Annotated in this window: 17 protein-coding genes; 13 read left to right on the plus strand and 4 right to left on the minus strand. The window is 54.5% G+C overall.

Annotated elements, in window-relative coordinates; genetic code table 11:
• Positions 1–148 precede the first annotated feature (148 nt).
• Together HY962_16800 and HY962_16805 are read right to left on the minus strand one after the other, a co-directional pair.
• A complete protein-coding gene (locus HY962_16800) occupies positions 149–2,497 on the minus strand; it encodes a DUF3160 domain-containing protein (protein ID MBI5648592.1) in 2,349 nt (782 codons plus the stop codon).
• Positions 2,494–3,030, minus strand: a complete 537-nt coding sequence (locus HY962_16805; GenBank protein ID MBI5648593.1) for a hypothetical protein — start codon at positions 3,028–3,030, stop codon at positions 2,494–2,496. The genes HY962_16800 and HY962_16805 overlap by 4 nt, the downstream gene beginning before the upstream one ends.
• Positions 3,031–3,205: 175 nt before the next feature.
• Between HY962_16805 and HY962_16810 the strand changes: the two genes are divergently transcribed.
• The 3 genes from HY962_16810 to HY962_16820 all read left to right on the plus strand — a co-directional run bounded on the left by HY962_16810 (position 3,206) and on the right by HY962_16820 (position 5,439).
• Positions 3,206–4,633: an alpha/beta hydrolase gene (locus HY962_16810; GenBank protein ID MBI5648594.1), complete on the plus strand. Its 1,428-nt coding sequence runs from the start codon at positions 3,206–3,208 to the stop codon at positions 4,631–4,633.
• A gap of 120 nt (positions 4,634–4,753) precedes the next feature.
• Entirely contained in the window at positions 4,754–4,954 is a 201-nt protein-coding gene (locus HY962_16815; protein MBI5648595.1) for a type II toxin-antitoxin system VapB family antitoxin, read from the plus strand.
• Positions 4,951–5,439 (plus strand): PIN domain-containing protein, encoded by a 489-nt coding sequence (locus HY962_16820; protein MBI5648596.1) that lies wholly within the window; start codon positions 4,951–4,953, stop codon positions 5,437–5,439. The genes HY962_16815 and HY962_16820 overlap by 4 nt, the downstream gene beginning before the upstream one ends.
• Here HY962_16820 and HY962_16825 read toward each other — a convergent pair.
• Complete coding sequence (locus HY962_16825; GenBank protein ID MBI5648597.1) at positions 5,417–7,234, minus strand: SBBP repeat-containing protein; 1,818 nt, start codon at positions 7,232–7,234, stop codon at positions 5,417–5,419. The two genes, HY962_16820 and HY962_16825, sit on opposite strands and share 23 nt — an antisense overlap.
• 153 nt (positions 7,235–7,387) lie before the next feature.
• Entirely contained in the window at positions 7,388–8,764 is a 1,377-nt protein-coding gene (locus tag HY962_16830) for an Omp28-related outer membrane protein (GenBank protein ID MBI5648598.1), read from the minus strand.
• A 1,193-nt stretch (positions 8,765–9,957) separates the two neighbouring features.
• Here HY962_16830 and HY962_16835 point away from each other — a divergent pair.
• The 10 genes from HY962_16835 to HY962_16880 all read left to right on the plus strand — a co-directional run.
• On the plus strand, positions 9,958–10,200 hold the full coding sequence (locus HY962_16835; GenBank protein MBI5648599.1) for a hypothetical protein: 243 nt from the start codon (positions 9,958–9,960) through the stop codon (positions 10,198–10,200).
• Positions 10,201–10,747: 547 nt separating this feature from the next.
• Positions 10,748–12,133 carry a hypothetical protein gene (locus HY962_16840; GenBank protein ID MBI5648600.1) on the plus strand — a complete coding sequence of 462 codons (1,386 nt, stop codon included), beginning with the start codon at positions 10,748–10,750 and terminating at the stop codon, positions 12,131–12,133.
• A 449-nt stretch (positions 12,134–12,582) separates the two neighbouring features.
• Positions 12,583–13,137, plus strand: coding sequence for a hypothetical protein (locus HY962_16845; protein ID MBI5648601.1), 555 nt, complete (start codon positions 12,583–12,585; stop codon positions 13,135–13,137).
• Positions 13,138–14,013: 876 nt separating this feature from the next.
• On the plus strand, positions 14,014–17,022 hold the full coding sequence (locus HY962_16850) for a DEAD/DEAH box helicase family protein (protein ID MBI5648602.1): 3,009 nt from the start codon (positions 14,014–14,016) through the stop codon (positions 17,020–17,022).
• A gap of 34 nt (positions 17,023–17,056) precedes the next feature.
• Positions 17,057–19,675, plus strand: coding sequence for a site-specific DNA-methyltransferase (locus tag HY962_16855; protein MBI5648603.1), 2,619 nt, complete (start codon positions 17,057–17,059; stop codon positions 19,673–19,675).
• A 35-nt stretch (positions 19,676–19,710) separates the two neighbouring features.
• Positions 19,711–20,964 carry a hypothetical protein gene (locus HY962_16860; protein ID MBI5648604.1) on the plus strand — a complete coding sequence of 418 codons (1,254 nt, stop codon included), beginning with the start codon at positions 19,711–19,713 and terminating at the stop codon, positions 20,962–20,964.
• A 28-nt stretch (positions 20,965–20,992) separates the two neighbouring features.
• Positions 20,993–22,129, plus strand: coding sequence for an SIR2 family protein (locus HY962_16865; GenBank protein MBI5648605.1), 1,137 nt, complete (start codon positions 20,993–20,995; stop codon positions 22,127–22,129).
• Positions 22,126–23,217: a DUF262 domain-containing protein gene (locus HY962_16870; GenBank protein ID MBI5648606.1), complete on the plus strand. Its 1,092-nt coding sequence runs from the start codon at positions 22,126–22,128 to the stop codon at positions 23,215–23,217. Before HY962_16865 ends, HY962_16870 begins: the two co-directional genes overlap by 4 nt.
• Before the next feature lie 339 nt (positions 23,218–23,556).
• A complete protein-coding gene (locus tag HY962_16875; GenBank protein ID MBI5648607.1) occupies positions 23,557–23,919 on the plus strand; it encodes a hypothetical protein in 363 nt (120 codons plus the stop codon).
• Positions 23,920–24,107: 188 nt separating this feature from the next.
• Positions 24,108–24,283, plus strand: a 176-nt coding sequence (locus HY962_16880) for a hypothetical protein (protein MBI5648608.1), incomplete at its 3' end; no start/stop codon positions are given.

Genomic DNA, 24,283 nt, shown 5'->3' on the forward strand with positions numbered 1-24,283 from the left:
GGTTGATCGTCAAACGTGGGCTGTGTACGTTGCTGCATAGCAAGCCTCCGCGAGGTGTGGATGTTTTTGGGCAAACAGAAATCTAAACACCACGTGCGAGGCTTGCTATGTTAAACATCGGGTCTCTCCCGCTGTCCCGCTGTCCGCCTCAACACCCGGAACTGTACGAACTGCCCGGAGCCATCTCGGGTGGGGTGATGGGTGCGAGTACCGGCGCGAGCCAGCGCGGCAGGCCGGGTGCGGTGCCTTTTTCGAGCATCTCCTGCCAGGCCTCGTCGGTGAGGCGCTCGGCGGCGGGGTGTGTGAACTCGTGATAACTGAACATGCCCCCGCGCGTGAGGTAGAGGTAGCCGTCGATCTCCACCACGACGTAGATGCTGTGCACGTAGCCGACGGCTTCCTGCAATACCACGTCGTTGTAGGTGTACACGTCGGTGGCTAGGGCGACGGAACGGTCGGGACCGGTCACGCTGGTCCAATCGGGCGAATCGAGTATCGAGAGTGTGATGCCCGAGGCGGTCGCGCCGATGAGCCGTATGGTCTCGTGTTCCTGCTCGCTGAGTTTTTCCTTCTGCAATTCCTTCTCGCTCACACGCAGAAGAAAGGATCCCATCTCGGCAATGTTCTTGGTTTTGGTGGCGATGGTCTCGGTCATCAGTCCGTTCTTCTCGAGGAACACTCGCGTGTCGTCGAGCAGGCGCAAGGCGGCTTGCCAGAAGTCGGTGTTGGGTTCCACATATCCCACGGTGAGCGGACGCGGCGGCGGTTCGTCACCGCCGCACTCCACGCCGAAGGGCTGCTTGGCGTACAGCACGGTGTTGTGTTTGAGTTCGGTCCACGACGCAAGGGCGGTTACCAGACTCTTCCGCTGCCAGCCCTCGGTCTGCATGAACGGCTGCGCACCCTGCGGCACGCGGCGCAGTGCCAGCAGACTCTCGAGCCACTTGCCGTACACGGTTGTGCTGCCGCTCTGCTTCTGTGCCATCGCCGCGGTCACGGCGCGCAACGAATCGGGATAGGCGGGCCAGGTGTCGGCCTCGCGGTATTCGTTCAACAGGATGTCGCGCGCGACGGGATTCCCGAAGGCCGCAAAAATGTCGAGTCCCTTCGGAATCGGTCGCAGCGGTTTCGGCGTGCGGAGCACGTGAACGAGTCGCTGCAGGATTTCGGCGTCGGGTGTGTAACGCTGCGGGAAGAAGTGCAGCGCGGGTCTGCTCCTCACGGCCTCGACTTCTGCCGATCCGGCCCGTCCGCCGATACGTTCGGGATTTGTGGCGATCAGCGCCTGCGTCCACGTCACGAGCCGCGCGGGTTCGATGAGCTGCGCCGCGTCGAGGCCCGCGCCGTGCTGCCGCAAGAGATCGACGCAGCCGCGCATCGAAATGTTGTCGTCCTCTCCCACGAGGAAGGTGAGCGGATCGGCGATCTGTGCGAGGCGGTCCGGACCTTTTTTTGCGGACGCCATAAACGCGAACAGCACCACACGCGCGCTGCCGTCGCCGCCGTCGAGCTGCAGGGGCGCGGTCTGCATCCACATCATCGCGCGGAAGTAGCGCTGCAGCGTCTTGTTTTTTGTGTAATGGCCGCGGGGCCGGAACTGCGTGTAGTTGAAGAGCGGCGCGTCGAGGAAGTCGCTGCCGAGTCCCGTGCTCTCGGTCGCGCGTTTTACTTCGGACTTCACCGCGGCCGCGTGCGTGGCGGGCACGGACGCGGGCGACTCGGGCTGCAGCAGTGTCAGGGGCACGGCGCACCAGGCGGTGATCCACTCGGCGTGGCGGCGCACCGCGGGCGATTCCGACGATGTGGCCAGCGCCTTCGCCCGGCCGTGTACTTCGTTCAACAGCGCGCGCAACGCGCCGGTCAGTTTCTTCTCCTCGAGCGTGCGCAGCGCGAAGGAGAAGTGCATGTGTATCAACTGCAGGAACAGATCCGTCGTGACAAAACTCGGGACCAGATTGTAGTCGTTCTCCTCGTACACGTCGAAGATCTGCAACTGCTTCTCGGGCACGATCGCAAAACCGTTCGCATCGAGCGCGCGCATCAGTGTGTCGGATACGGTGGCGAACTGTTTGGTGTTGAGCAGATTCCGCAGGTTGGCCTTCAACATCCGTCCCTGCTGTATAAAATTCCTGCCGAGCATTTCCTCCTCGCGCGCGCGCACACGCGCCACAAATGCCTCCTCGCGTGTTTCGAGTGTCACCTTCCAACTGGGCACCCACCAGATCGGTTGATACCAGTCGTATTGCTGGAACCACGCGCGCAGCACGGCGTCCTTGAACAGATAGCCCTTGCGGGCGAAGGGTTCGTTGCGCAGGTAGCGCAGCTCCTCGAGTGTGAGTCCGCTGATGTCGCGGTCGAAATTAAACGGCGGCGGCTGCACACGCTCGCCGTATTTGTCGAGGAATTTTTCGGAGGTGTATACCGATTCCTGCTGTGCGTGCACTGTGTACGACACGGCGGCATACACGACCATAAGCATGACGACCTGTGTTTTCATGACGCTGTTCCTGCTGGTGGCGAGAATCCGTGGAGTTGCCGCGCGGCACGGGCTGTCGCGCCGCGGCACATGTATTCAACGAAGGAAAGTCCGAACGAACGCCATTCCCACAAACCCACGGCGTATGTCCCGCGCCGCCGTTCGCGCTCGAGTGTCAACACACGGTCGATGCCCGCGTGGCGCACGATGCGGAAATCCTCGAGAGGCATGCCGAGCCGCGACCCGAGCCAGAGCGGACGCAGCCGCCGCCCGTCGTAGGTGTAGAACTGCACGCGGCGCCGCGGCGCGCTGTCGTAGCGTGTGGGTTTGATCACGCCGAGGCACACGTCGGGCCGCCCGTCGCCGTTGATGTCGCAGACTTCGGCGCGGAACACGCTGTACTCGATGTGTACACGCGCCAGCACCGGTCCCGCCGCGCCGCGTGTGAGCCGCACGATGCAGCCCGCGCTGCGGGCCGGGGAGAGGGTGACGGTGAGACTGTCGGTCGCCGCAGCCGTAGCGGAACTGCGCGGCGGAACACCAAAGAAAAGCACGGCGGCGAAACAGCACCGTAGCGCGGCACGTATATACGACGCTGCACCGTCGTCGCGGAAGGCGGCGGATAGTTTTCCCCGCGGATGCTCGCGATATTGAAGAACGCGAGATCGGGCCTCCCGGGGCGCGGCAGGAGCTTCACCACACGCACATCCACAAACCATGAATCATGATATGAAACTCTCCACGTATTTGCTACTCGCAGCCGTCGTCCTCGCAACGTCCGCTACCGGACCCCGCCTCGCCGCGCAGCAGCGCGACGCCTCCGGCGCCTGGCTCGGGTCGCTGAAACTCGGTGCAATGGAACTGCGCCTCGTTTTTAATCTGACACACAAGGACGACGGCACGTATTCCGCCACGCTCGACAGTCCCGATCAGGGTGCCAAGGGTATTCCTGTCGCCACTGCCGTTGTCACGTCCGACAGTCTCGTTCTCGGACTGCCGGCCCTGCGCGGACGCTACGCGGGTGTGTTCAGCTCCGATTCCACGGTGGACGGCAACTGGGTGCAGGCGGGGCAGACCTTCCCGCTCGCGCTGCGCCACAGCAGTGCTCCCGTCGAAATCAAACGGCCGCAGACGCCGAGGCCGCCGCTGCCGTATTTCAGCGAGGACGTGGAGTTCCGCAACACGGTCGAGGACTTCACACTCGCCGGCACACTCACCATGCCGAAAGGTCAGGGACCTTTCCCGGCCGTCGTGCTGATCACGGGATCGGGTCCGCAGGACCGCGACGAAACGATCTTTGCGCACAAACCCTTCCTCGTGCTCGCCGACCATCTCACCCGCAAGGGTTTTGCCGTGTTACGCTACGACGACCGCGGCGTGGGTCAGTCGAAGGGATCGAGCGCCGCCGCAACGTCGGATCAGTTTGCCGACGACGCCGAAGCCGCGCTCGAGTATCTGCGCACACGTCCCGAACTCGATCATTCGCGCCTCGGACTCGCGGGGCACAGCGAGGGCGGACTCATCGCGCCCATCGTCGCGGCCCGCTCGAAACATGTGGCCTTCATCGTGCTGCTCGCCGGACCCGGCCTGCCGGGGGATGTGATTCTCCTGCGGCAGGGCGAGTTGATCCGCCGCGCGAGTGGTGTGCCCGAAGATCAGATCGCGGACCAGGAAACTCTTGCCAAGGCCCTGTACGCCGTGCTCCGCGCCGAGCCCGACACCGCGGCGGCCTATAAAAAGATGATGGCGGTTGTTGAGGAGATGTACGAGAAACTGCCGGAAGAGAAAAAGAAGAATCCCGAAATGAGCCCGTCCGCCATCGCCGCGTCGCTGCGCACGATCAACTCGGCGTGGTTCCGCCGCTTCCTCACCTATGATCCGCGGCCGATGCTGCAGCGTGTGTCGGTGCCCGTGCTGGCTCTGAACGGCGAACTGGATCTGCAGGTGCCCGCGCGCGAGAACATCGCCGCCATCGAGGCCGCGCTCGCCGCGGGGGGGAACACACGTGTCACCACACGTATCCTTCCGAAACTGAACCATCTGTTCCAGACCGCCGAAACCGGCCTCATGAACGAGTACGGAAAAATCGAGGAGACCTTCGCCCCCTCCGCGCTCGAGGAAATATCGACGTGGCTGCTGAAGGTGACCGCGAGATAAGTGTGCAGGCGGAAAGCGGCTGCCACGCGAAAAATGCGGCGCGTGTGCTTGATTCTTCCTGGACTGTGTGTGATATTGTGTGAGTACATGTGTAAAATCATACACAGACAGGAGGGAATCATGGCAACAAATCTCGATATCGATGACGCTCTGATCGAAGAGGCGCGGCGTCTCGGGAAACACAAGAGCAAGCGTGAGGCAGTGACACAAGCCCTGCGCGAGTACACTGCGCGTCTGCGTCAGGCCGATGTCGTCACGCTGTTCGGCAGTGTGACCTTCGACGAAACCTACGACTACAAAGTGCAGAGACGCGTCCGGTGAGCGTGCTCGTCGACACCTGCATCTGGTCGCTGGTATTACGTCGTGAGAATCCGCGCGAGGATCTGAGCGCGGAACTGCAGGTGCTCGCGGAAGCGGGATCCATTGCAATCATCGGACCGATTCGGCAGGAACTCCTATCCGGTGTGAAGGATCGCAAGGTCTTCAACCGGCTCGCGGAACGATTGCACGCCTTCCAGGATATTCCGCTCTCTGAATCCGATTTTGTGCGAGCTGCCGCGTTCTATAATGCCGCGCGCGGGCGCGGTGTGCAGGGCTCAAATACCGACTTCCTCATCTGTGCAGTGGCATCAGCACGCGGCATTCCCGTATTCACGGTGGATGCCGATTTTCATCGCTTCGCGACGTTTCTTCCGTTCCGTTTGTACGAGTGGCAGTCGCCGCCGCGTCCGTGGAGGGTGAACGAGCCACCGGCCGCGGGCGTGGTGAAACGGAAAACCTCCGCTACCGCGAAGAAGGCACGATGAGCAGCGGCTGCGCCCGTATCGCGCCGTAACGCAGTATGTACAGGCCCGCGGGCAGGTGCGACACGTCAAACACAGCCGCCGCGCCGCCGCCATCCTGCGGTGTGAGGGTGAAGGACGCGGCTTCGAGTCCGGCGAGTGTGTACAACACGGCCGTGCCGCCCTGCCGCTCCGCCGACGCGACAAACCGTGTCACGCCGTATGCGGGATGCGGGTGTATCGACATACGCCACTCCGCGGCCGCGGGTGTGCTGTGTATATCCGATACGGGATCGGGCACGGTGTAACTCGCAACAAAGGCGTCCTCGCGTCCTGCGGTGTCGGCCAGGGCCGGCTGCGCGGCGCGGAGCAGCGGCAGTGCGGGCGACAGTGTCTGACCGGCGATGTACAGCGAACCGTTGTCGTCGGACCATGTGCACCGCGCGCCTTCGGCCAGGGTCCCGCCGAAAAATGTGGCGTATTCGGTGCGGCCGAGGTCCGGGGTAAAACGCGCCGCAAAGGCGTCGCCCGCGCCCGCGAGTGTTTTCTGCGCGGCGTCGGCCGTCACGGGAAAATCGGCGGAACTGGTGCCGCCGCCCACGGTCACTCGTCCGGCGGCGTCGGCGCGTATGCCTTCGGTAAAATCACTCGACGATCCGCCGAGGTAGGTCGAGGCAAGCAGTGTGCTGCCGTCGGACGAGATCTTTGTGATGTACGCGTCACTCGTGCCGCGCATGGTGCGCTGTAATGCGCCCGGGGTGGTGGGGAAGTCGGCCGAGTTGGTGCCGGATGTGACAAAGGCGTTGCCGTCGCCGTCGATCGCGAGATTGTGTGTCTCGGTCCCCTCGGTCGCGCTGCCGCCCAGATACGCGCCGTAGCGTATCGCACTGCCGTCGGCTTCGAAACACACCACAAACACATCGTTGCTGCCGCCGTTGTACGAGGTGTCGAAGGCGGTGGAAGTCACGGGTAGATTCCGCGAGTTAGTCGAACCCACCATCCATACGCGCCCGCCGGGTCCGACACGCACGGTGGGTCCGCCGCCGTCGGCGCCGCTGCCGCCGTAATACGAGGCCCAGATGACGGATGAGGCGTCGGGCGCGAGTTTGGCCACCACCGCGTCCTCGCCGCCAGCATGGCGGGTCTGATACGCGCCTGCCGTGACGTGGGGATGCGGACCCAGCACGCCGGGCTGCGCCAGGTACACGTTGCCGCGCGCATCGATGTGCATGTCGCGGCAGATGCCGCCGTCCTGCCGCCCGAAGTAGGTGCTCCATACGAGGCGCGATCCGTCGGGACTCAGCTTCGCCACAAACCCGTCCTGCTTCCCATAGGCGCCGTTGGGCAGCGTGTCACCCGCAAAGGCGGGCTGCAGCACGCCGGGTGTGGTCGGGAAACCCTCGCCCGCGCGGCCCGCGATGTACAGGTAACCGCTGTCGTCCACTTCCATCGCGTACGCGCGGTCGTAGTTCGGGCCGCCCACGTAGGTGGACCATAACAGCCGCCCGTTCCTGTCGAACTTCGTGACAAACACATCCATCGGACCGCCGGACCCCAAACTCGTGCCGCCTGTCGCAAAGGTCCGGTCGTAGGCGCCGGGTGTTGTCGGGAAGTCGCGCGAACTGGTGCCGCCCGTCACATACACGTTGCCCTGTGCGTCGCAGGTGATGTCGCGCGCCTGCTCGAAGGTCTTTCCCCCCAGGTAGGTCGCGAAACGCAGGTGTACGCTGTCGCGCTGCTGTGCCGCAACCGGCGTGCGGCAGACCATCGCGGCGACACAGAGAAACATGGTGATGAAAACGATTCGACGTGTGGACATGGACCGGCTCCGTGTTAATGCAGACAGTGAACATCCTCATTTCTGACACAGCGACATCCGGCGGACGCGGAACCTGACACGGCGCGCATGCCGGAAAAGGGAAGCCCCGCCGTGGGTGCGGCGGGGCCGGGTAAAACAGAACTGTTGCGGGGATCAGCGCACGAGCATCAACTGCTGTGTCTCCACACCCGCGGTCGTGCTCAGGCGGCAGAAGTAGGTGCCGTTGGGCATCGCGACGCCCGAGGCGTCGAGGCCCTTCCACGAGAAGCTGTGTGTGCCCGCGGCGTAGTCGCCGTCGGCCAGCGTGCGCACCAGGCGGCCCATCGCGTCGAACACCTGCAGGCGCAGTTGGCCGGCTTCGGCGATGTCCACATTGATGGCGGCCACGGTGGTGAAGGGATTCGGGGCAATGCCCGCAATACGCATCGTGGCCGGGCGCGAGCCGTGCACCACCATGATCGTGTTCGACATTTCCTCCGTGCCGTCGAAGTCCATCTGGCGCAGACGGTAGAAGTAGCTGCGGCCCGTGCTCACGGTGGCGTCGACAAACTCGTAGGTGTGGCGCTCGGTGCTGCTTCCGCGGCCGTCCACAAACGACACCGCATGCCAGGGCTCGCCGTCGGAGCTGCGCTCCACATTCCAGCCGCGGTTGTTGGTCTCGCTCAGCGCGGTCCAGCTCAGCGACACGCCGGCCTCGGTGCTGCTGCCCGAGAAGGCCTGCAGATTCACCGGCATCAGGTTGAACACGGTGCTGTTGTTGTACAGCGGTTCCTCGATCGCCTGCTGCACGTCCCGCTGACCGTAGGTCACGCCGTAATTCCGCACCACAAACGCCACCACCTTGCACTTGCGCGGATTCCAGGTGGCGCCCAGCGTCCACTGCACGTTCTCCTGTATGGTCTGATTCGCGGTGAAGCCCATGGTGGTCACGGTTTTGCCCGTGCCGCCCGTCACCACCTTGCGCACCACGTCGAAGTGGTAGTACGGGCTGATGGTGCCCACGCCGTTTTTCACCTGCGGGTAGTTCAAACTGTCTTCAAGAACCATGAAGTACAGCACGTAGGTGCCGGTCATGTCCTGCAGCGCCTTCATGTCCACCGTGGCGGTGAGCAGGCGCGAGGTCGAATCGTAATTGCCCGCCATGGTGATCTGCATGGGCGAGGGCACCGCGGCGCGTATCGATGTGGTTGCGCCCCAGTAGCCGCGGCTCAGCGACAGGTACAGCGTCCCGCCGATGTTCCACACGGTCCGGTCCACCGCCGCGTTGGGATATCCCTGCACGGCAAGACTGTCGTCGATCTGATTGCCTTCGGCCGTCGCCATCGGATCCTGGTTGTGATACGACACCGCGATGGCTTCGGGCGTGCGCAGCTTGATCGAACGGATCGAGTCGGCGCCGAAGGGGCAGTACTGGCACCAGGTGCCTGTCACGTTTTCGATGAGGGGACGGCGCGCGGTGGTCTGGGCCTGCACCAGCAGGGGCAGCAACAATACCAGCGTAACAAACGACAAGGCGGTACGAATGTTCATGGTGAATCCTTCTGGAAGGTGGTGAAGGAGGGATCTATGGTCGAGCAGTACACACACACGTGGGGAGGGGAACATCGACGGCGCTCTGTGCCTTCCGGTTTCACCGTATACGGCAGGTTGTCGCTGCCATGAACCGGCACCATGGTAACGTAAGAAGAAACATAACAAAGGGCAAGCAACTGCCGACAGACACTAGCATTCTGTGGAAGCCCCCTGGCATGCTGCAAACGGAAGATACACGACCGCCTGCATCGTGGGGCGGGGGTCTGCGTGAAAATTTTCTGCTGGTACTGGCTTTTTCCCTGGCATCCACGATGAGAATTGCATATTATGATCCGGAATTATTTAATGGCTGCGCACCTCTGACATGTTTGGGGCATGAAATTGTACGTACGCGAAGCAGACATCCCCAGTTGGGCTCTGCTCGATGAAGAAACACGAAAAGACCTGCGCTATGATGCGAGAAGGTTCAAATGGCGCGACGGCTACGGCTAGCTGTTTGTGCTATTAGCGTTCGCCATAGTGAACTTTGTGGAATGGATGTCACCCGGTAGTTCGAGATCCGCCGTCGGACAGTTGGTCCAACTGCCGGTCATCATTATTGTTGGAAGAATACTGCACCTGAATCGGCTTGCGGACTGTGTGGACAAGCGGACGGCGGGTGAGGATGTACCGATATGAAACCCGTAGGAAATGTGGACGGAAGGTGTCTGACGAGCGGTGGGTGCTGCCATCGAGACTGGAGCGTTCACATTTTGAGGAAACGGCTCTTCGACGTGGCGTTCTAGCCCTTCACGACGATGGTCGGCTCCCGCTTTCCGTATGAGCGCACGGACGGAGCACCTACAACAGGGACGATGAGATGAGCGTCCCTGTTTTTTTTTGCATGAGAACGTGTCCATTGTGGAGTGACGGAATTAGTATCACCCGATGATATTGAATTGTGGTCCGTTTCTTCCGATTTTAGAAGCGGGACAACAATCGGAGAATTCCAATGGCTGGTAGCTTCACGCACGATGCAGGAACTCACGTTTTCGGAATATCACGATTACCTCCGCCGAATTGGCGCGAGTGGAATCGAGCATGTCGCAGGATTCTGGGAAACCTGTGCCGAATTGGTGTACAGTAAAGAGATACGCGAAGGATTGTCGGAACCGTTGCCGCGTTTGTGGTTGCCCGCGTATTTGGAAGCTATGGATACGATCGAAGGTGGCAGCACGTTGTTCGCCGTATTCCGGCATATCGAGATTGGACTCAGTCATGCCTACGCTTACAGGCCATCGACTGAGCTGCGGGAAAATTATTCGGACTGGTGTCGCGACTATTACGACGACGTTCGACTCCCTGGCGGCTATGGGACTGGGCCGTTTTTTAACAAGGGATTCGAGCGGAGTGTAGTGGAATGTATCGACGTGTGGCGTAAGGCCTACGCGTAGATCCGTGGTGACAGCCCCATCGCGATGATCGTACCGAATTGTGATCTGGACACCGGTCGAATTCTGGGTGAAGAACACTTGCCACCGTACTATTACAGGGCTTAATCCATGTACCGATACCTGCTTGTACTTCTCGTTGCCATCATCGCCGGCTGCACACCCGCAGATGAATTGAGGCGAACTGCCATTGGCGCGGATGCCATCTCACTGGCAATGCTGCCTCAGAAGATGAATTATGTCTAGTTTGACGGTGCCACCTATCCCGCGCGACTCAAGTACGAAGAATTTCTGGATTCCGTGAAAGTCAGGAGTCCGCACGATTATGATATCCTCCAACGTTACTACGTGGAGTTTGAAGCCCATGACTCGTATTACTTGATAAAGGTGTACAGGACCGAAGGCGCTGAACTGCTGTTCTTCGATTACTCCTGCACTTCGGCTGCGGTTGATGGGCCGGTGTATGAAGAAAATACGTACAACGAGGCGGCCGATGTAACGAAACTGCCGAACCCTTGTAAACGATTACGTTGATACAGAGATTGATAAAATGCGCAACAGGGCTGATATACTAGATAATGACACCATCCAGCGTGGCACATGGTGGGCGCCAGGAGTTGACGAAATAATGTATGGGGATCTTACAAAACATGTCGATGGACATTTTACTCTCCTTGTAATTGGGACAATGGGATTTGAACCAGATGCAAAAAAGCCCACGGTGATATTCGGGGTCACTGCATCAGGTACGAAATACAGCCTATTTAATCCGTCCATACCCTTGCGCTACACTTATGGCCCAGAAATTAACGAGATCACCTTCAGACCATCTGTAGTCATTCGAAATGGACATTTTGAATCACCGGCACACATTTCGAGCCGTAATGTGCAAATGGAGATCGACAATCTGGAGTGGTGGATGAACGAAACAGGTACGACATTTCGACATGATCACGACGGCAGTTTCATCATGCGATATGCTATGCCTGAGACGGTTACATTAGGAGAGGTCCATGGATGCACAATTGAATTGCACCCATACCTACTGCGGACGAGAGATGGTGCCAATTCAACATTTAAAGAGCATTGGCGCGTTGTAGCTACCTCTACCGAGAGTAGGGCGCTGCCCGCATGGGAATCAACTCTCGAAATAGTCCGTTTGTTTTTTGTTATCGGAACAGAATATCCTTTTGTACCAAAAAGGTATCTACTTATTGGGAGCGGAGATGAAGAGCACGAGGACAATTATCATGTGTACCCGTCCTACACTCAACCACCTGTGGAACAACAGAACGATGGCAGTATAAGGCAGCTTTATACATATCGTGATCTGAAAGACAATATTCGAAAATATTTCCAGGAGTATGTCTCCAGCTATGAGCGGCATACAGATATGTACAGGGAATATATTTCCAACATCTTCCATACACAGTTGCTGCGGCGAAAATTCACATCGTTCACTTCGGCGTTGGAGTATTATTCCAATCAACAATATGACAATCGGTATTTATCGCCAGCGGAGTATCAGGCTGCAATATTAGATTCCATTCTGCCGGCAGTGCCATCAACAGTTACAGAAGATTTTCGTGTGAAACTCATCAGTATGTTGAAAAATGCAAACACTCTCACTTTGCGAGAGAAGTTGGCAAAAGTAGTCGACTGCTGCCGACCGTACCTACCTACTAACGTGGTCGTCGATGCACGAATACCGGCTGAGATGGCTGCACTAAGAAATCGATTGACACATATTGGTGGTAATACAGAACGCACGAAGGGAAAAAATGGCACATCCTTGTTCCGTCTCGCAAATCTGGCTGGTTTGATCACAGCCTGTGTCCTGCTCAAGGAGATGGGGCTTGAAAGTGCGCAAACTATGACGTTGCTTGTCGGATCGAAGTTCTATCCATGGGTGCTGTCTAATGGGAAACACACTTAGCTGCGCACAATTCATTGTACTGTTATAATATACTATTCAAGAGTTTGTAAGCTAGGCTATACGGTGCCAAGCTGAATTATTCGTATTATTATTGTCTCTATGCTGATTGTTGCGATATGAGGTTGATTGATGGTTACGTCTAAATAACATCCAATTGAACCTGATAACACAAGTATAGAATATCGCCGAGTGTTCCTTGGCCTGGGAGGTCGAAAAACATGACACCGTTATGAATCAGATTATCGCGCAGGGCTAATATTGGATCACTGGAATGACGGAGGCACATCGTTTTGAAGAATATTTCAATACGTATTGACAAAAATAAAAATATTGCTTATGATGCACCCGTCTAAATCGAGCACATGATTTCACCACCAAGACGGCCAATCCTACCTGCATTGCCGCATCTGGAATGGCCAATTTGTTAAAACCCTACAAGGAGGTTATGGATGCGACCATTTTCGATCTTCTTTAACGACTGTTCAGCCTTGGCGACCACGCCCGATGGCCCCGAATTGGCGGGTGGAGCATTGGCGCATACTCGTGCATTTCGTTATATAAAGAGCCTTGCCACAACCGCTCGTCACGCTGTGCGGTTCCCTGATGGCTACCCGCTTATGAGTCGGCGTGCAGGAAACATCAAGCTGACTATGAATAGACGGTTTGAGCTTGATGAGTCTCGTTCTCGTTTTCCGCCAATAGGTTCAGGAGGCGCGAACGATGACCAGATTCAGGTTTACACTGGCGATTTTATACTCAAGATAAAATATATTGGCGGTGTTTCATCATCGGTACTCCTTCAATCAATTGTGACACTGCAATACGAGCCAACACCGAATGCTATTATTTGGGGTAGCATCCTAGCGTATCAAAGCGCGCCACTGCTTCCTGGTGTAGCGCCTCAATTGCAGGGCTCGTTCCAGTCGCTCGCTCCTGCACAGCCGAATGAGCTACAGCATACATTCCCTGTGGATCGTTTGGTCCTTAGTGGTTTCTGGATGTGATTGAGAAAATAGTGCACATCGATTTACTAAGCTTATACATAAAGTTGCTAAGTGTAACCAAGTCACACTCATTTATTAATCTATGAGGCATTTTATGGCAAAGACGGCGTATGTGTTATTAAGTTCAAATGGTGACGTATTGAAGTCACACAGTGTGGATTTACCGAACTATGGAACCCAAGCTCCGGGACACCCAACTACTACTGGTACTGATTTGGAGCAGCTCATAGCCTTAGGTTATCAACGACGAGCCGAGGTACCGCTGGAGGGGGGCAAGATTATGATCGTAATGTATAAAACATGATCCTGATCGTAAACATTGCTTACGTTGGCGTGCTGCCACTTCGAGACGATCCGATCTAGCACAATAGGATATGAGCCATCAGGAGTTCGAATCTGCAAGCGCAGTTGCATGAGTGTATAACTTGATCTGATTAATGTGAGGCGGCCTATATGACATCGGCTATATGACTGTTGTATGAAGGCCGCCTCACGATAATCATCCCACCGTGGCAATATACGGCCTTGGAAATTATTGTGACGCACGTATGCGATTAATCGCAATATGCCTAATTGGGGTCATGAGAATTAGTGAGATACAGCAATAGCATCGTTCTTGTACTGACCGAGTCGAAGATGCCCATCCGTTTGTCTGTGCTCATTACCATGGGAAGTGCGTGCTGAACGCACACAGTTGCCTTTTAAGCATATTTAAAGCAAATTCAAATCGATAAATTCTGTTGACTTATACATCTTCACCCCCCCCCATTTGCAGAGGGGCAATGTGTGAACACAAGGACAACGCGTCATCCACCCCCGTCCCCCGTCTCCCGTCCCAACTCCCTACTTCCCTGTCCCCACTCCCGACTCAACGCCATGCCTCACCAAGTCGTCATCGACAACCCCATCCTCAACTCACCCTTCGAGGAGCCGAAACGGCATTTCCGTTTTGATGACGAGGGGATTACGAACGATATCGTCGAGGAACGGCGTATCAGCACGTACTTCGTGCCGATCGCGCAGTCGAAGAAGAAGGGGGCGAAACAGCTCGAAATAACCGAGTGGACGCAAGATCGGGTGAAGGAAAATACGGATGTCAACAACATCCGGCGACGGGTGTCGATGTGGCGACAGGGTGGGCATGTGGGAGTTACACCCACTACGAAGCGGCTTCTGGAGTATTGGACCAACCCCGCGCGTGAGAAAAAACTGTTCTTCTGCCAGATCGAGGCGTTGGAGACGGCTATCTATATAACGGAGGTTGCACATCGTTACGGTGATGCCTGGATCGAGAACATGCTCCGCGCTGCAAACGAGTCTGCCAACCCCGGACTTCCGCGCACGGCCTTTAAGATGGCGACGGGCTCTGGGAAAACGGTGGTGATGGCCATGCTCATCGCGTGGCAGGCGTTGAATAAACGTGCCAACCCGCAGGATACACGCTTTTCGGATACCTTTCTCATCATCACGCCCGGTATCACCATCCGCGACCGCCTGCGTGTGCTGCTGCCCAACGACCCCGACAATTATTACCGCCTGCGCGACATCCTTCCGGCCGATCAACGGGAGCAGCTCGGTCAGGCGCGTATTCTCATCACCAATTTCCACGCGTTTTCGCTGCGTGAGAAAATCGCCGCGGGGAAACTTACCAAGTCCATTCTCGCGGATGGAAAGGAGAATCCCTTCACGGAGACGCCCGATCAGATGGTGCGGCGTGTGTGCCGTGGTCTCGGTACCAAGCGGAACATCGTGGTGATCAACGACGAGGCGCATCACTGCTATCGCCGTAAGCCGGACGCACCGGCCGAGGTGTTGAGCGGCGAGGACCGCATTGCCGCAAAAAAACGCGATGAAGAGGCGCGTGTGTGGATCTCGGGTATTGAAGCCGTGAAGAACAAAATGGGTGTAAAAAACGTGTACGACCTGTCGGCCACACCGTTTTTCCTCCGCGGTTCAGGGTACAATGAAGGAGTGTTATTCCCGTGGGTGGTGTCGGACTTCTCCCTCATCGACGCGATCGAGGCGGGTGTGGTGAAGGTGCCGCGTGTGCCGGTGTCGGACAATTCCATGATGGGCGAGGCACCCACATACCGCGATCTCTGGCTGCGTATTCGCGACGGCCTCCCGAAAAAAGGCCGCCGCACCGATGCCGTGACGGGTGAACCCAAACCGCCCAAGGAACTACAGGGCGCCCTGCACAGTCTGTACAATAACTACCAGGAATACTATCACACCTGGGAGGCCGATGCCGAGCTGCGCGCGCGTGGCATTACGCCCCCGGTGTTTATCGTGGTGTGTAACAATACCAACGTCTCGAAGCTGGTGTACGACTATATCGCCGGCTGGGAGAAGCAGGTTGGTGACAGAACGGTTGTTCAAAGCGGACAACTGCAGATCTTCCGCAACGACGATGGCAACGGCGGCTGGCTCGACAGGCCTAACACCATTCTTGTCGACAGTGAGCAGCTTGAAAGCGGCGAGGCGATGAGTGACGAATTCAAACAGATCGCGGCGCGCGAGATCGACGAGTTTAAAAGGGAGTACCGCCTCCGTTTCCCCGGCCGCGATGTGGAAGCACTCACCGATGAGGACCTGCTGCGCGAGGTTATGAACACGGTGGGCAAGGCGGGCAAACTCGGTGAGCATGTGAAATGTGTTGTGAGTGTGTCCATGCTCACCGAGGGCTGGGATGCGCAGACGGTGACACACGTGCTGGGTGTACGCGCCTTCGGCACACAACTCCTGTGTGAGCAGGTGGTGGGCCGCGCCCTGCGGCGTATGAGTTATGCCACCGATGAACAGGGGCACTTTTTGCCGGAATATGCCGAAGTGTACGGCGTGCCGTTTTCGTTTATCCCCGCAAGCGGGGCAACTGTTGCCGTGCAGGTGGACCGCCGTACGACACGGGTCCGCGCTTTGGAAGACCGGCTCCAATGCGAAATCACCTTCCCACGCCTCGCGGGCTACAGGTACGACATCAAGGGCGACCGTCTCGATGCACGTTTTACCGAAGCATCAAAGCTTGCCCTCTCCACCGCGGTTATTCCCACCAAAACGGAAAATGCGCCTATCGTGGGCGAGACCAGCATACACACCCTCGACGATCTGAAACGTCGGCGCAGCAACGAGGTGGCCTTCCTTCTCGCCAAGCTCACACTCGAGAAATACTTCCGCCAGGATGGTGAGGAGCGCAGCGGGCGTGAACCCATACACCGCTTTGATGGCGAGGTGAAACACTGGCTCTTTCCGCAGCTCCTTGGCATTACCAAACACTGGCTGGCCACGTGTGTGGAATTGAAGGACAATACCTTCCCGCAGATGTTGCTCCTGCTCGAACTTGCGCATGACGCGGCAGACCGTATCTACATGGGTATTGTCGCCTCAACCGACTCTTCCTCCACGCTGCTGCCGGTGCTGCAGCCCTACGACACCGTTGGCTCGACTCGGTATGTGGACTTCGACACGGCCCGACCGGTATTTGCCACAAAGCCCGATAAATGCCACATTTCGCATGTGGTGGCCGATACAGATTCGTGGGAACAGAAACTGGCGCAATCGTTGGAGGATATGCCCGAGGTGTTGTGTTACGTAAAAAACCACAATGTGAACTTCACCATCCCGTACACGATGAACGGGGAAGAGCACAACTACGTGCCGGATTTTCTGGTCCTGTACAACGACGGGCGTGGAACTGACGATCCACTGCACCTCATCCTCGAGGTGACGGGCGAGAAGAAACCGGACAAGGAGGCCAAGGTGACCACTGCGCACACCTTGTGGGTGCCGGCCGTGAACAATCATGGCGGCTTCGGCCGCTGGGCCTTTGTGGAAATCACCGATCCCTGGAATGTGCAGACGTTGCTCCGCACCAAATTGGCGCAATAATCCCTGTCGCGGCGTTTTGAGGAGAGTGTAGTACATGGCGAAGAAAAAAGACACCCCTGTTCGTATCGATTCCATCCGCCACAAGGATAAACGTGCAAACATCCCCACCGAGGAATTACGCGACTTTGTGGAGAAGGAAGAACGTTCACCGGATACACTGCTCTACCCGCGTGACCCGTCGCTGGACCCGCAGCTCGTGTGGAAGGGCAAAGATGAACAGGACCGTGCCGATCTCGCCGTGCCGGTTGTCCCTGTGTACATACAGGAGAAGATACACCCGCAGGCCATCATCGACGCACTCCCGCGTCTGAAGAAAGACGACAGCGGCCAGCCCGACTTGTTTTCGGACTTCAACGGCGGGCCCGCGGATTTTGAGAAAAAGGTGGACTTCTACCACCACGAACAGAACTGGACCAACCGCCTTATCCTGGGTGATTCATTACTTGTAATGGCATCCCTCGCCGAAAAGGAAGGACTCAAGGGCAAGGTCCAGACCATCTACATGGATCCACCCTACGGCATCAAGTTCGGCTCGAACTGGCAGGTGAGTACACGCAAACGTGATGTAAAAGACGGGAAAGCCGAAGATACCACGCGGCAGCCCGAGCAGGTGAGGGCTTTTCGGGATACGTGGAAGCTGGGTATACATTCATATCTAGCATATCTTAGAGATAGGCTCCAATTATCACGCGAGCTGTTAACGCAGTCAGGGAGCATCTTTGTTCAAATAGGTGATGAGAATGTTCATTTAGTGCGTAGTGTATTAGACGAAATCTTCGGTAGTACAAATTTCTGTTGTCAAATCGCGTTTTCTAAGACGACCGGACAAACAACTAAACTACTTGCCCCATCCATCGACTATTTGCTTTGGTATGCAAAGGATATTGACGCGGTTAAGTACAGGCAGTTGTTCAGAGATAAATCTATCGATTCTGACACTGCGGGGGTATATAAATGGGCTGAGTTAAATGATGGGACACGATGCAGATACTCCTCGATAAAACAAGAAGAATCGAAAAATGATAGTGAAAAACATAGAATATTTCGAATTAGTGACATCAGAAGTCAGAGTGGTGGAGTTAATTCCGCTTTTCGCGTAGTGTTTAAAGGAAAAGTGTATGAACCGCACCCAAACTATTGGAAGACGAATAAAGAAGGGATCTCAAAACTCATTATTGCGGACAGAGTCGCAGTCACAGGAAATACACTTGGTTACATTAGGTATTTAGATGATTTTCCTGCTACCCCGTACTCTAACTATTGGCAGGACACTGGTACTGGTAGTTTTACTGAGGACAAGGTATATGTTGTACAAACTTCTATTAAAGTAATCCAGCGCTGTCTCCTCATGACCACCGATCCTGGTGACCTCGTTCTTGATCCCACTTGCGGGAGCGGGACAACGGCATACGTCGCCGAGCAGTGGGGCCGCCGCTGGATCACCATCGACACCTCACGTGTGGCCCTCGCGCTTGCGCGGACCCGGCTTATGGCCGCCAAGTATCCCTTTTACCTGCTGGCGGATTCAAAAGAGGGGATTAAAAAGGAGGCGGAACTTACAGGTCGTATCCCGCCCGAACACAAACCGGATGGCGACATCCGCAAGGGTTTTGTCTACAAACGTGTTCCACACGTCACACTCAAGTCCATCGCGAACAACCCCGACATCGTTGAAGGTATGACCCGCGCGCAGATCGACGCGGCCATCGCGAGGCATGCCGAGAGTGAAACCCTCTACGATCAGCCCTACGAGGATGCGGGCCGCATCCGGGTCTGTGGTCCCTTCTCTGTTGAAAGTCTCTCCCCCCATCGCGTCCTCGCAACCGCCGACGAGAACATGGACGGCACCGTCACCGAGCAGGAGGCGCGCAGGCAGCAGAACTTCACGTCAATGATACTCGAGAACCTCAAGAAGGCGGGTGTGCAGAACACACGCAAACAAGAACGCCTCGTCTTCTCGCGCCTCGATCCCTGGGCAGGCGCCTGGATACACGCAACTGGGGAGTACAACGACGCCGACAACAAAACACGGCGTGTGGCTGTGTCACTCGGGCCTGAACACGGCACTGTTGGTCCCATGCAAGTGAAGGAAGCTGCCAAGGGGGCAGTGCAGGGCGTTGGGTTCGACCTGCTCATTGTATGTGGCTTTGCCTTCGATCCCCACGTGTCAGAGGAGGTGAAACGTTACGGGTCACTCACCGTGTTGCCCGCAAAGATGAATCCCGATCTTGCCATGGGAGACGAACTGCTCAAGAAGACCGGCGCAGGCAACCTGTTTATGGTGTTCGGCGAACCCGATGTTGAAGTACGTGAGGACTTCGACGGCCGCATTATCGTGGAAATCAAAGGTATGGACGTCTACGACCCCAGCACCGGCCAGATCCGCAACTCCTCCACCGACGACATCGCCTGCTGGTTCATCGACACCGACTACAACGGCGAAAGCTTCTTTGTCCGTCACGCCTACTTCACCGGCGCCGACGAACCCTACGACAAACTCAAACGTGCCCTCCGCGCCGACATCGACGAAGCCGCCTGGACCACCCTGTACAGCACCATCAGCACCCCCTTCACCAAACCCCTCTCCGGCAAAATCGCTGTAAAAGTGATCAACCACTACGGGGACGAGGTGGTGAGAGTGGTGGGGGTGTGAGTGCGTTCAAGCACAGTAATACGCATTTTGAAAATATGAAATCGCCGAAACTAGCCAAGTCCTCCCAAAAAACATGGTATCCATACTACGCAGGTTATTCAGTCGATTTTGTTGATGAAATAGTAAAAAACGAATTTTCGAACACTGATAGTATTATTGACCCATGGAACGGCAGTGGTACCACCTCACTAGTCGCTCTTCAAAATCACAAGCATGCCGTTGGATATGACATTAACCCAGCAATGAGTATAATTGCACGGGCAAGACTCGCGCCGAAGATGAAATTTGAAGCTCTTGAAGATCTAATTGACCGGGTATTGCAGTATGCCAGTGCTATAAACTTAGAAATTGCAATCGATGATATGCTCTTAGATTGGCTGAAACCTCGTACCGCGAGTTTAGTACGGAAGATAGAAAAGGCTATAAATATATATTTAGACTGTGGCGAAACGAATTTCGAAAGAGGAAACATTCGTAGACATGATGACATGCCGCTTTTTAAAGCTTTATTATATTGCGGATTGTTTAGTACAGTAAAACAGATTCTTGCTGCATTCAAAACCACAAATCCAATGTGGCATGCCGTACCATCGACAACAGCCGAATTAATCCTAGTCAGTAGTGCTGAGCTGTCTAATAAATTCAAGGATGCAGTTTTGCGATTAAATGACAAGTTGGTAGTTGATGTAAATATCCTAGAGAGCGTAGCGTATACCATTAAGACTGAATCAGCTTCGTCAATACCGCTAGCCACGGGAAGTGTGTGCGGATCAATTTCTTCACCTCCATATGCTACACGACTCGATTATGTGAAAGGTACGCTGCCTGAATTGGCTGTGCTGGGAGTCCCGAAGGCCGAGATCGTTCATCTACGCCAGAAAATGATTGGCACTACTATTCTTACTCACGATTATAGTACTAATAATATAAGATCGGCTTACGCTCGCCAGTTAGTAGATAAAATAGCTCAACACCGCACAAAAGGATCTATGTCGTATTATGCACCATGGATCAAACAATATCTGTTAGGGTTAGAGAGGGGGCTCGCTGAAATAGCTAGAGTTGTTAAAAAGGGTGGTCCAATTGCAGTAGTAATACAAGATTCATATTATAAGGAGCTAATAATGAATCTACAGCATGCAGTGATAGAAATAATGGAAAGCAATAATAGAGGCCTAATCAGAAGAACGGATTATGAAGTAAAACAGCTTCGATCAAGAATGAATCCTAACGCGAAAAACCACATAGCTGTACGTAATAACACGGAATCATTGCTAATTTTTAAATAAATAGACCGCCTCTATGGGATGGCCGTATATGCACAAAAGTGAAATGAGTAATGTTACCTACTTGCTGGGTGCAGGAGCGACGCACGCGTGCATCAAAGCAGAAGGTATGTCGCATGGCTTACTGATGAAGGATCTTCAGGATGAAATCATGGATCGAGTGCGCTCGTACGTTGCTAGTGCACATGCTAACGATCTTGAAATTGTGAGAGTCGTTAACCGGATACAGAGTGATATGCTTGACGTTGAGCAGGTCATTACATTTTTCGGCGATTCTGTATTAACTAAGCATGGACAGTTGGCTTCGAAGATCAAGACAATCTTCATGGAAGTTCTAAAAAACAAGCTTGAGTTAATACTATCAGAGAAAGGCGCGCTTCCAAATCTACTTCTTCATCGTCTCATGCAGTATCATAGCGCTGATAATAGAGAACGAATACGGGGGATGTTGACTCTTAATTACGATGACTATTTGGAGGCAGCTATTCGTTCAAGCAATCTAGAGGTGGAATATGGAATTCAGCTTGATGCTAAGGATCCGACCAAGGATCAAGCCAGTGCGTTAGACAAGACGATAAACGCGGAGAGGGGCACAACTCTTGTCTTAAAACTGCACGGATCGCTCAATTGGCAGGATACCTGGCCTCTTTCAATAGGAAAATCGGATAGTCCGACATGGATTCCACCAGGTATTCAGAAATCTAAAAATAGATATCCGTTTAGTGTTTTGTGGGGAATTGCTAGGGAGTTAATGAATTGCGACACACTGCGCATAGTGGGATGCCGACTTAGCCCTAATGACTGGGATCTCATTTCTATGATATTTAGCGCCGGGCTGCTTAATGAGAAAAATGACAAATATGTCATCGAAGTTATCGATTCGCCGCTACACGCCGAAGATCTGAAAAAAAGCTATCCGTACCTTAAAATTCGTGGATTATTCGAACTACGAGATGTCGGTAATAACATTAAAATGAGTCTTACTAGTCTGGATGATTCTTGGGAGGATATCGAGGAGCAGGAGCGAACAGAAATCCTCCAAAAATTATCAAAAGAAAGCAATTGGTTTAACATATGGTTAAACCATAAAGTTGAAGAACTATGGAAGTTTGATATGGCAGCTGTAAACAGTAATCCGGAATTATCTAGCATGATGGAGGGCATATGAATAAACACCTGGAAGTGTGGACAATTTCTGAATTAATTATAAAAGCTAGATCCATCGTATACCCGGACTTTCAGCGGGAGCCAACAATATGGGACCGGAGATCGAAGCAGAGGTTAGTCGATTCAATTGCACGGCAGTATGATATATCATCACTTTATTTTTATAAAAACGATGATATTGAAATTGAGTGCATAGATGGCAGACAGCGTATTAATGCTATAATGTCATTTGTTGGAAGAAATACTGCTGACACGGACAATAAATTTCCGTTTGCGATAATGAACGAGATGTTCAAGGAGGAGGCGAATAGGTATGCGATTCTCAATGGAATGACGTACAGCGAAATAGAGAATGACGATGCCGAACTAAGCAAGCGATTTGTTGATGCGTTTAATAATTATTCAATTAATGTTGTAATGCTGTCTGACAGTACAAGAGGCGAAGAATTTAATTTACAATTCGCCAGATTAAACCTAGGCGTTATTATTAATAGTGGCGAAAAACTGCATGCAATGGTCGGTGATATGAGAGATGCCTGTTTTGATGAAGATGGGCTCACTAATCATGGCCTAATAAACGCAGTAAATATACCGACTCGTCGCTACGCAAAAGAACAGGTTGTCGCGCAGATATTATGTCAGTTGCTGTGGTATCAGGAGACTGGTAATTATACTCGTACTCGTTACAAAGATCTTGCAGAGGCGTTTCTAAATAATATTAAATTTGGTGCACAACAGCGGGATGTCGTTAACAAGCTAAAATTTATTCTCAAAGAGCTGGATCGAATCCTGAATACAACGAGTATTGTTAAAAATCGTGCCATCACAATTTCTATCGTACTGTTTGCATACAGTATGTATTATCAAAACACTGTAAATACAAACGAGATAGGACAGTTCTTGGACTATTTTATTGCTGAACTCGAGAAATATATACGAAATATTTCGAAAGATACAGATCGCGACTCGTTGTTCGAGGAATACCATAAAAATATAACACAGGCATCAGTAGAGAAATCTGCGGTTACTAGACGAGATGAAATCATGAAGGAGAAGTATCTCGAGTGGGCCCAGCATCGTGAGAAGTAGCACTGGAATATCAGAAAATGATCTTGTGATAATGTAATGGACGCTTTTCTGGATATGTATAAAGTGAAATGGCACACAGCTTACTTCTGAGGGTTAATGATGAAAGAAGACAAGCAACAGATCTTCGTGAGAGGTGCTTATGCCATAGCATTTGTTATTCTATGCGCAACTCTACCAAATCTGTGTCTGGAAGCTCAACCCTGCGGTATCGAGCGTTGGGATGTAAAAACCCTCACCGACTCACTCGTGGGTAGAATCAATTTTCAGGATACCATCAACAGTTCCGTGCGTAAACAGACCCGGCTCCAAGCCATCAAACCGAGTCGCCACAATCGACGCATGAATCGTGTGGAAATGAAGTTCTACCGTGTCAAGGCCTGGCTCATCGGTATGGTGCTTGAGAAGGACAGGGACTATCACCTCGTGTTAAAAGACCTGACCACCGACAGCACCATGGTGATCGAGATCCCTGATCCCGATTGTGCCGAAGTTGCCGCCACTCCCTGGGCTGCCCAATACCGGGAGGCACGGAACTGGATCAGTGACCACATCCGGAAACCCACCACCAAATACAAGGAACTACCTGCCCCCGTGCAAGTTGTCGTACATGGAGTCGGCTTCTACGACCGCCTCCACGGCCAACACGGCATGGCATGGAACGGCAGGGAATTACATCCTGTGATGTCTATCGGGTCTCCGTAACATGGCGGCCGCACATAGTGTGCAGCCGCTGCCACAACCCACCATTGCGCCTCGCGCTGCACTACCTCGCAGCACTTCGATGCATTGGAGTACGCTTGTTTCCGTCGCACGCCCTCCACATTTTCAGCGCACAGTAATTCAACTCCGTTACAAGTATTGAGCTTCTCACATCAACACCGGAGCGCCCCATGCCCGACACACCAAACGCCAAAGGAAGTAAGCTCGTATCTCTGGGCAGCAAACATCTCAAGGAAAAATACATCCTGGGTGCCAGTGCACCGAAAGACAACGCGTCGTGGACCGGTCCGTGGGACTGTGCCGAGTTCGCCTCCTGGCTCGTGTACCAGACTGCCGGCATTTTATA

The organism is Ignavibacteriota bacterium (assembly GCA_016218045.1).
Classification (GTDB): Bacteria; Bacteroidota; Ignavibacteria; order SZUA-365; family SZUA-365; genus JACRFB01.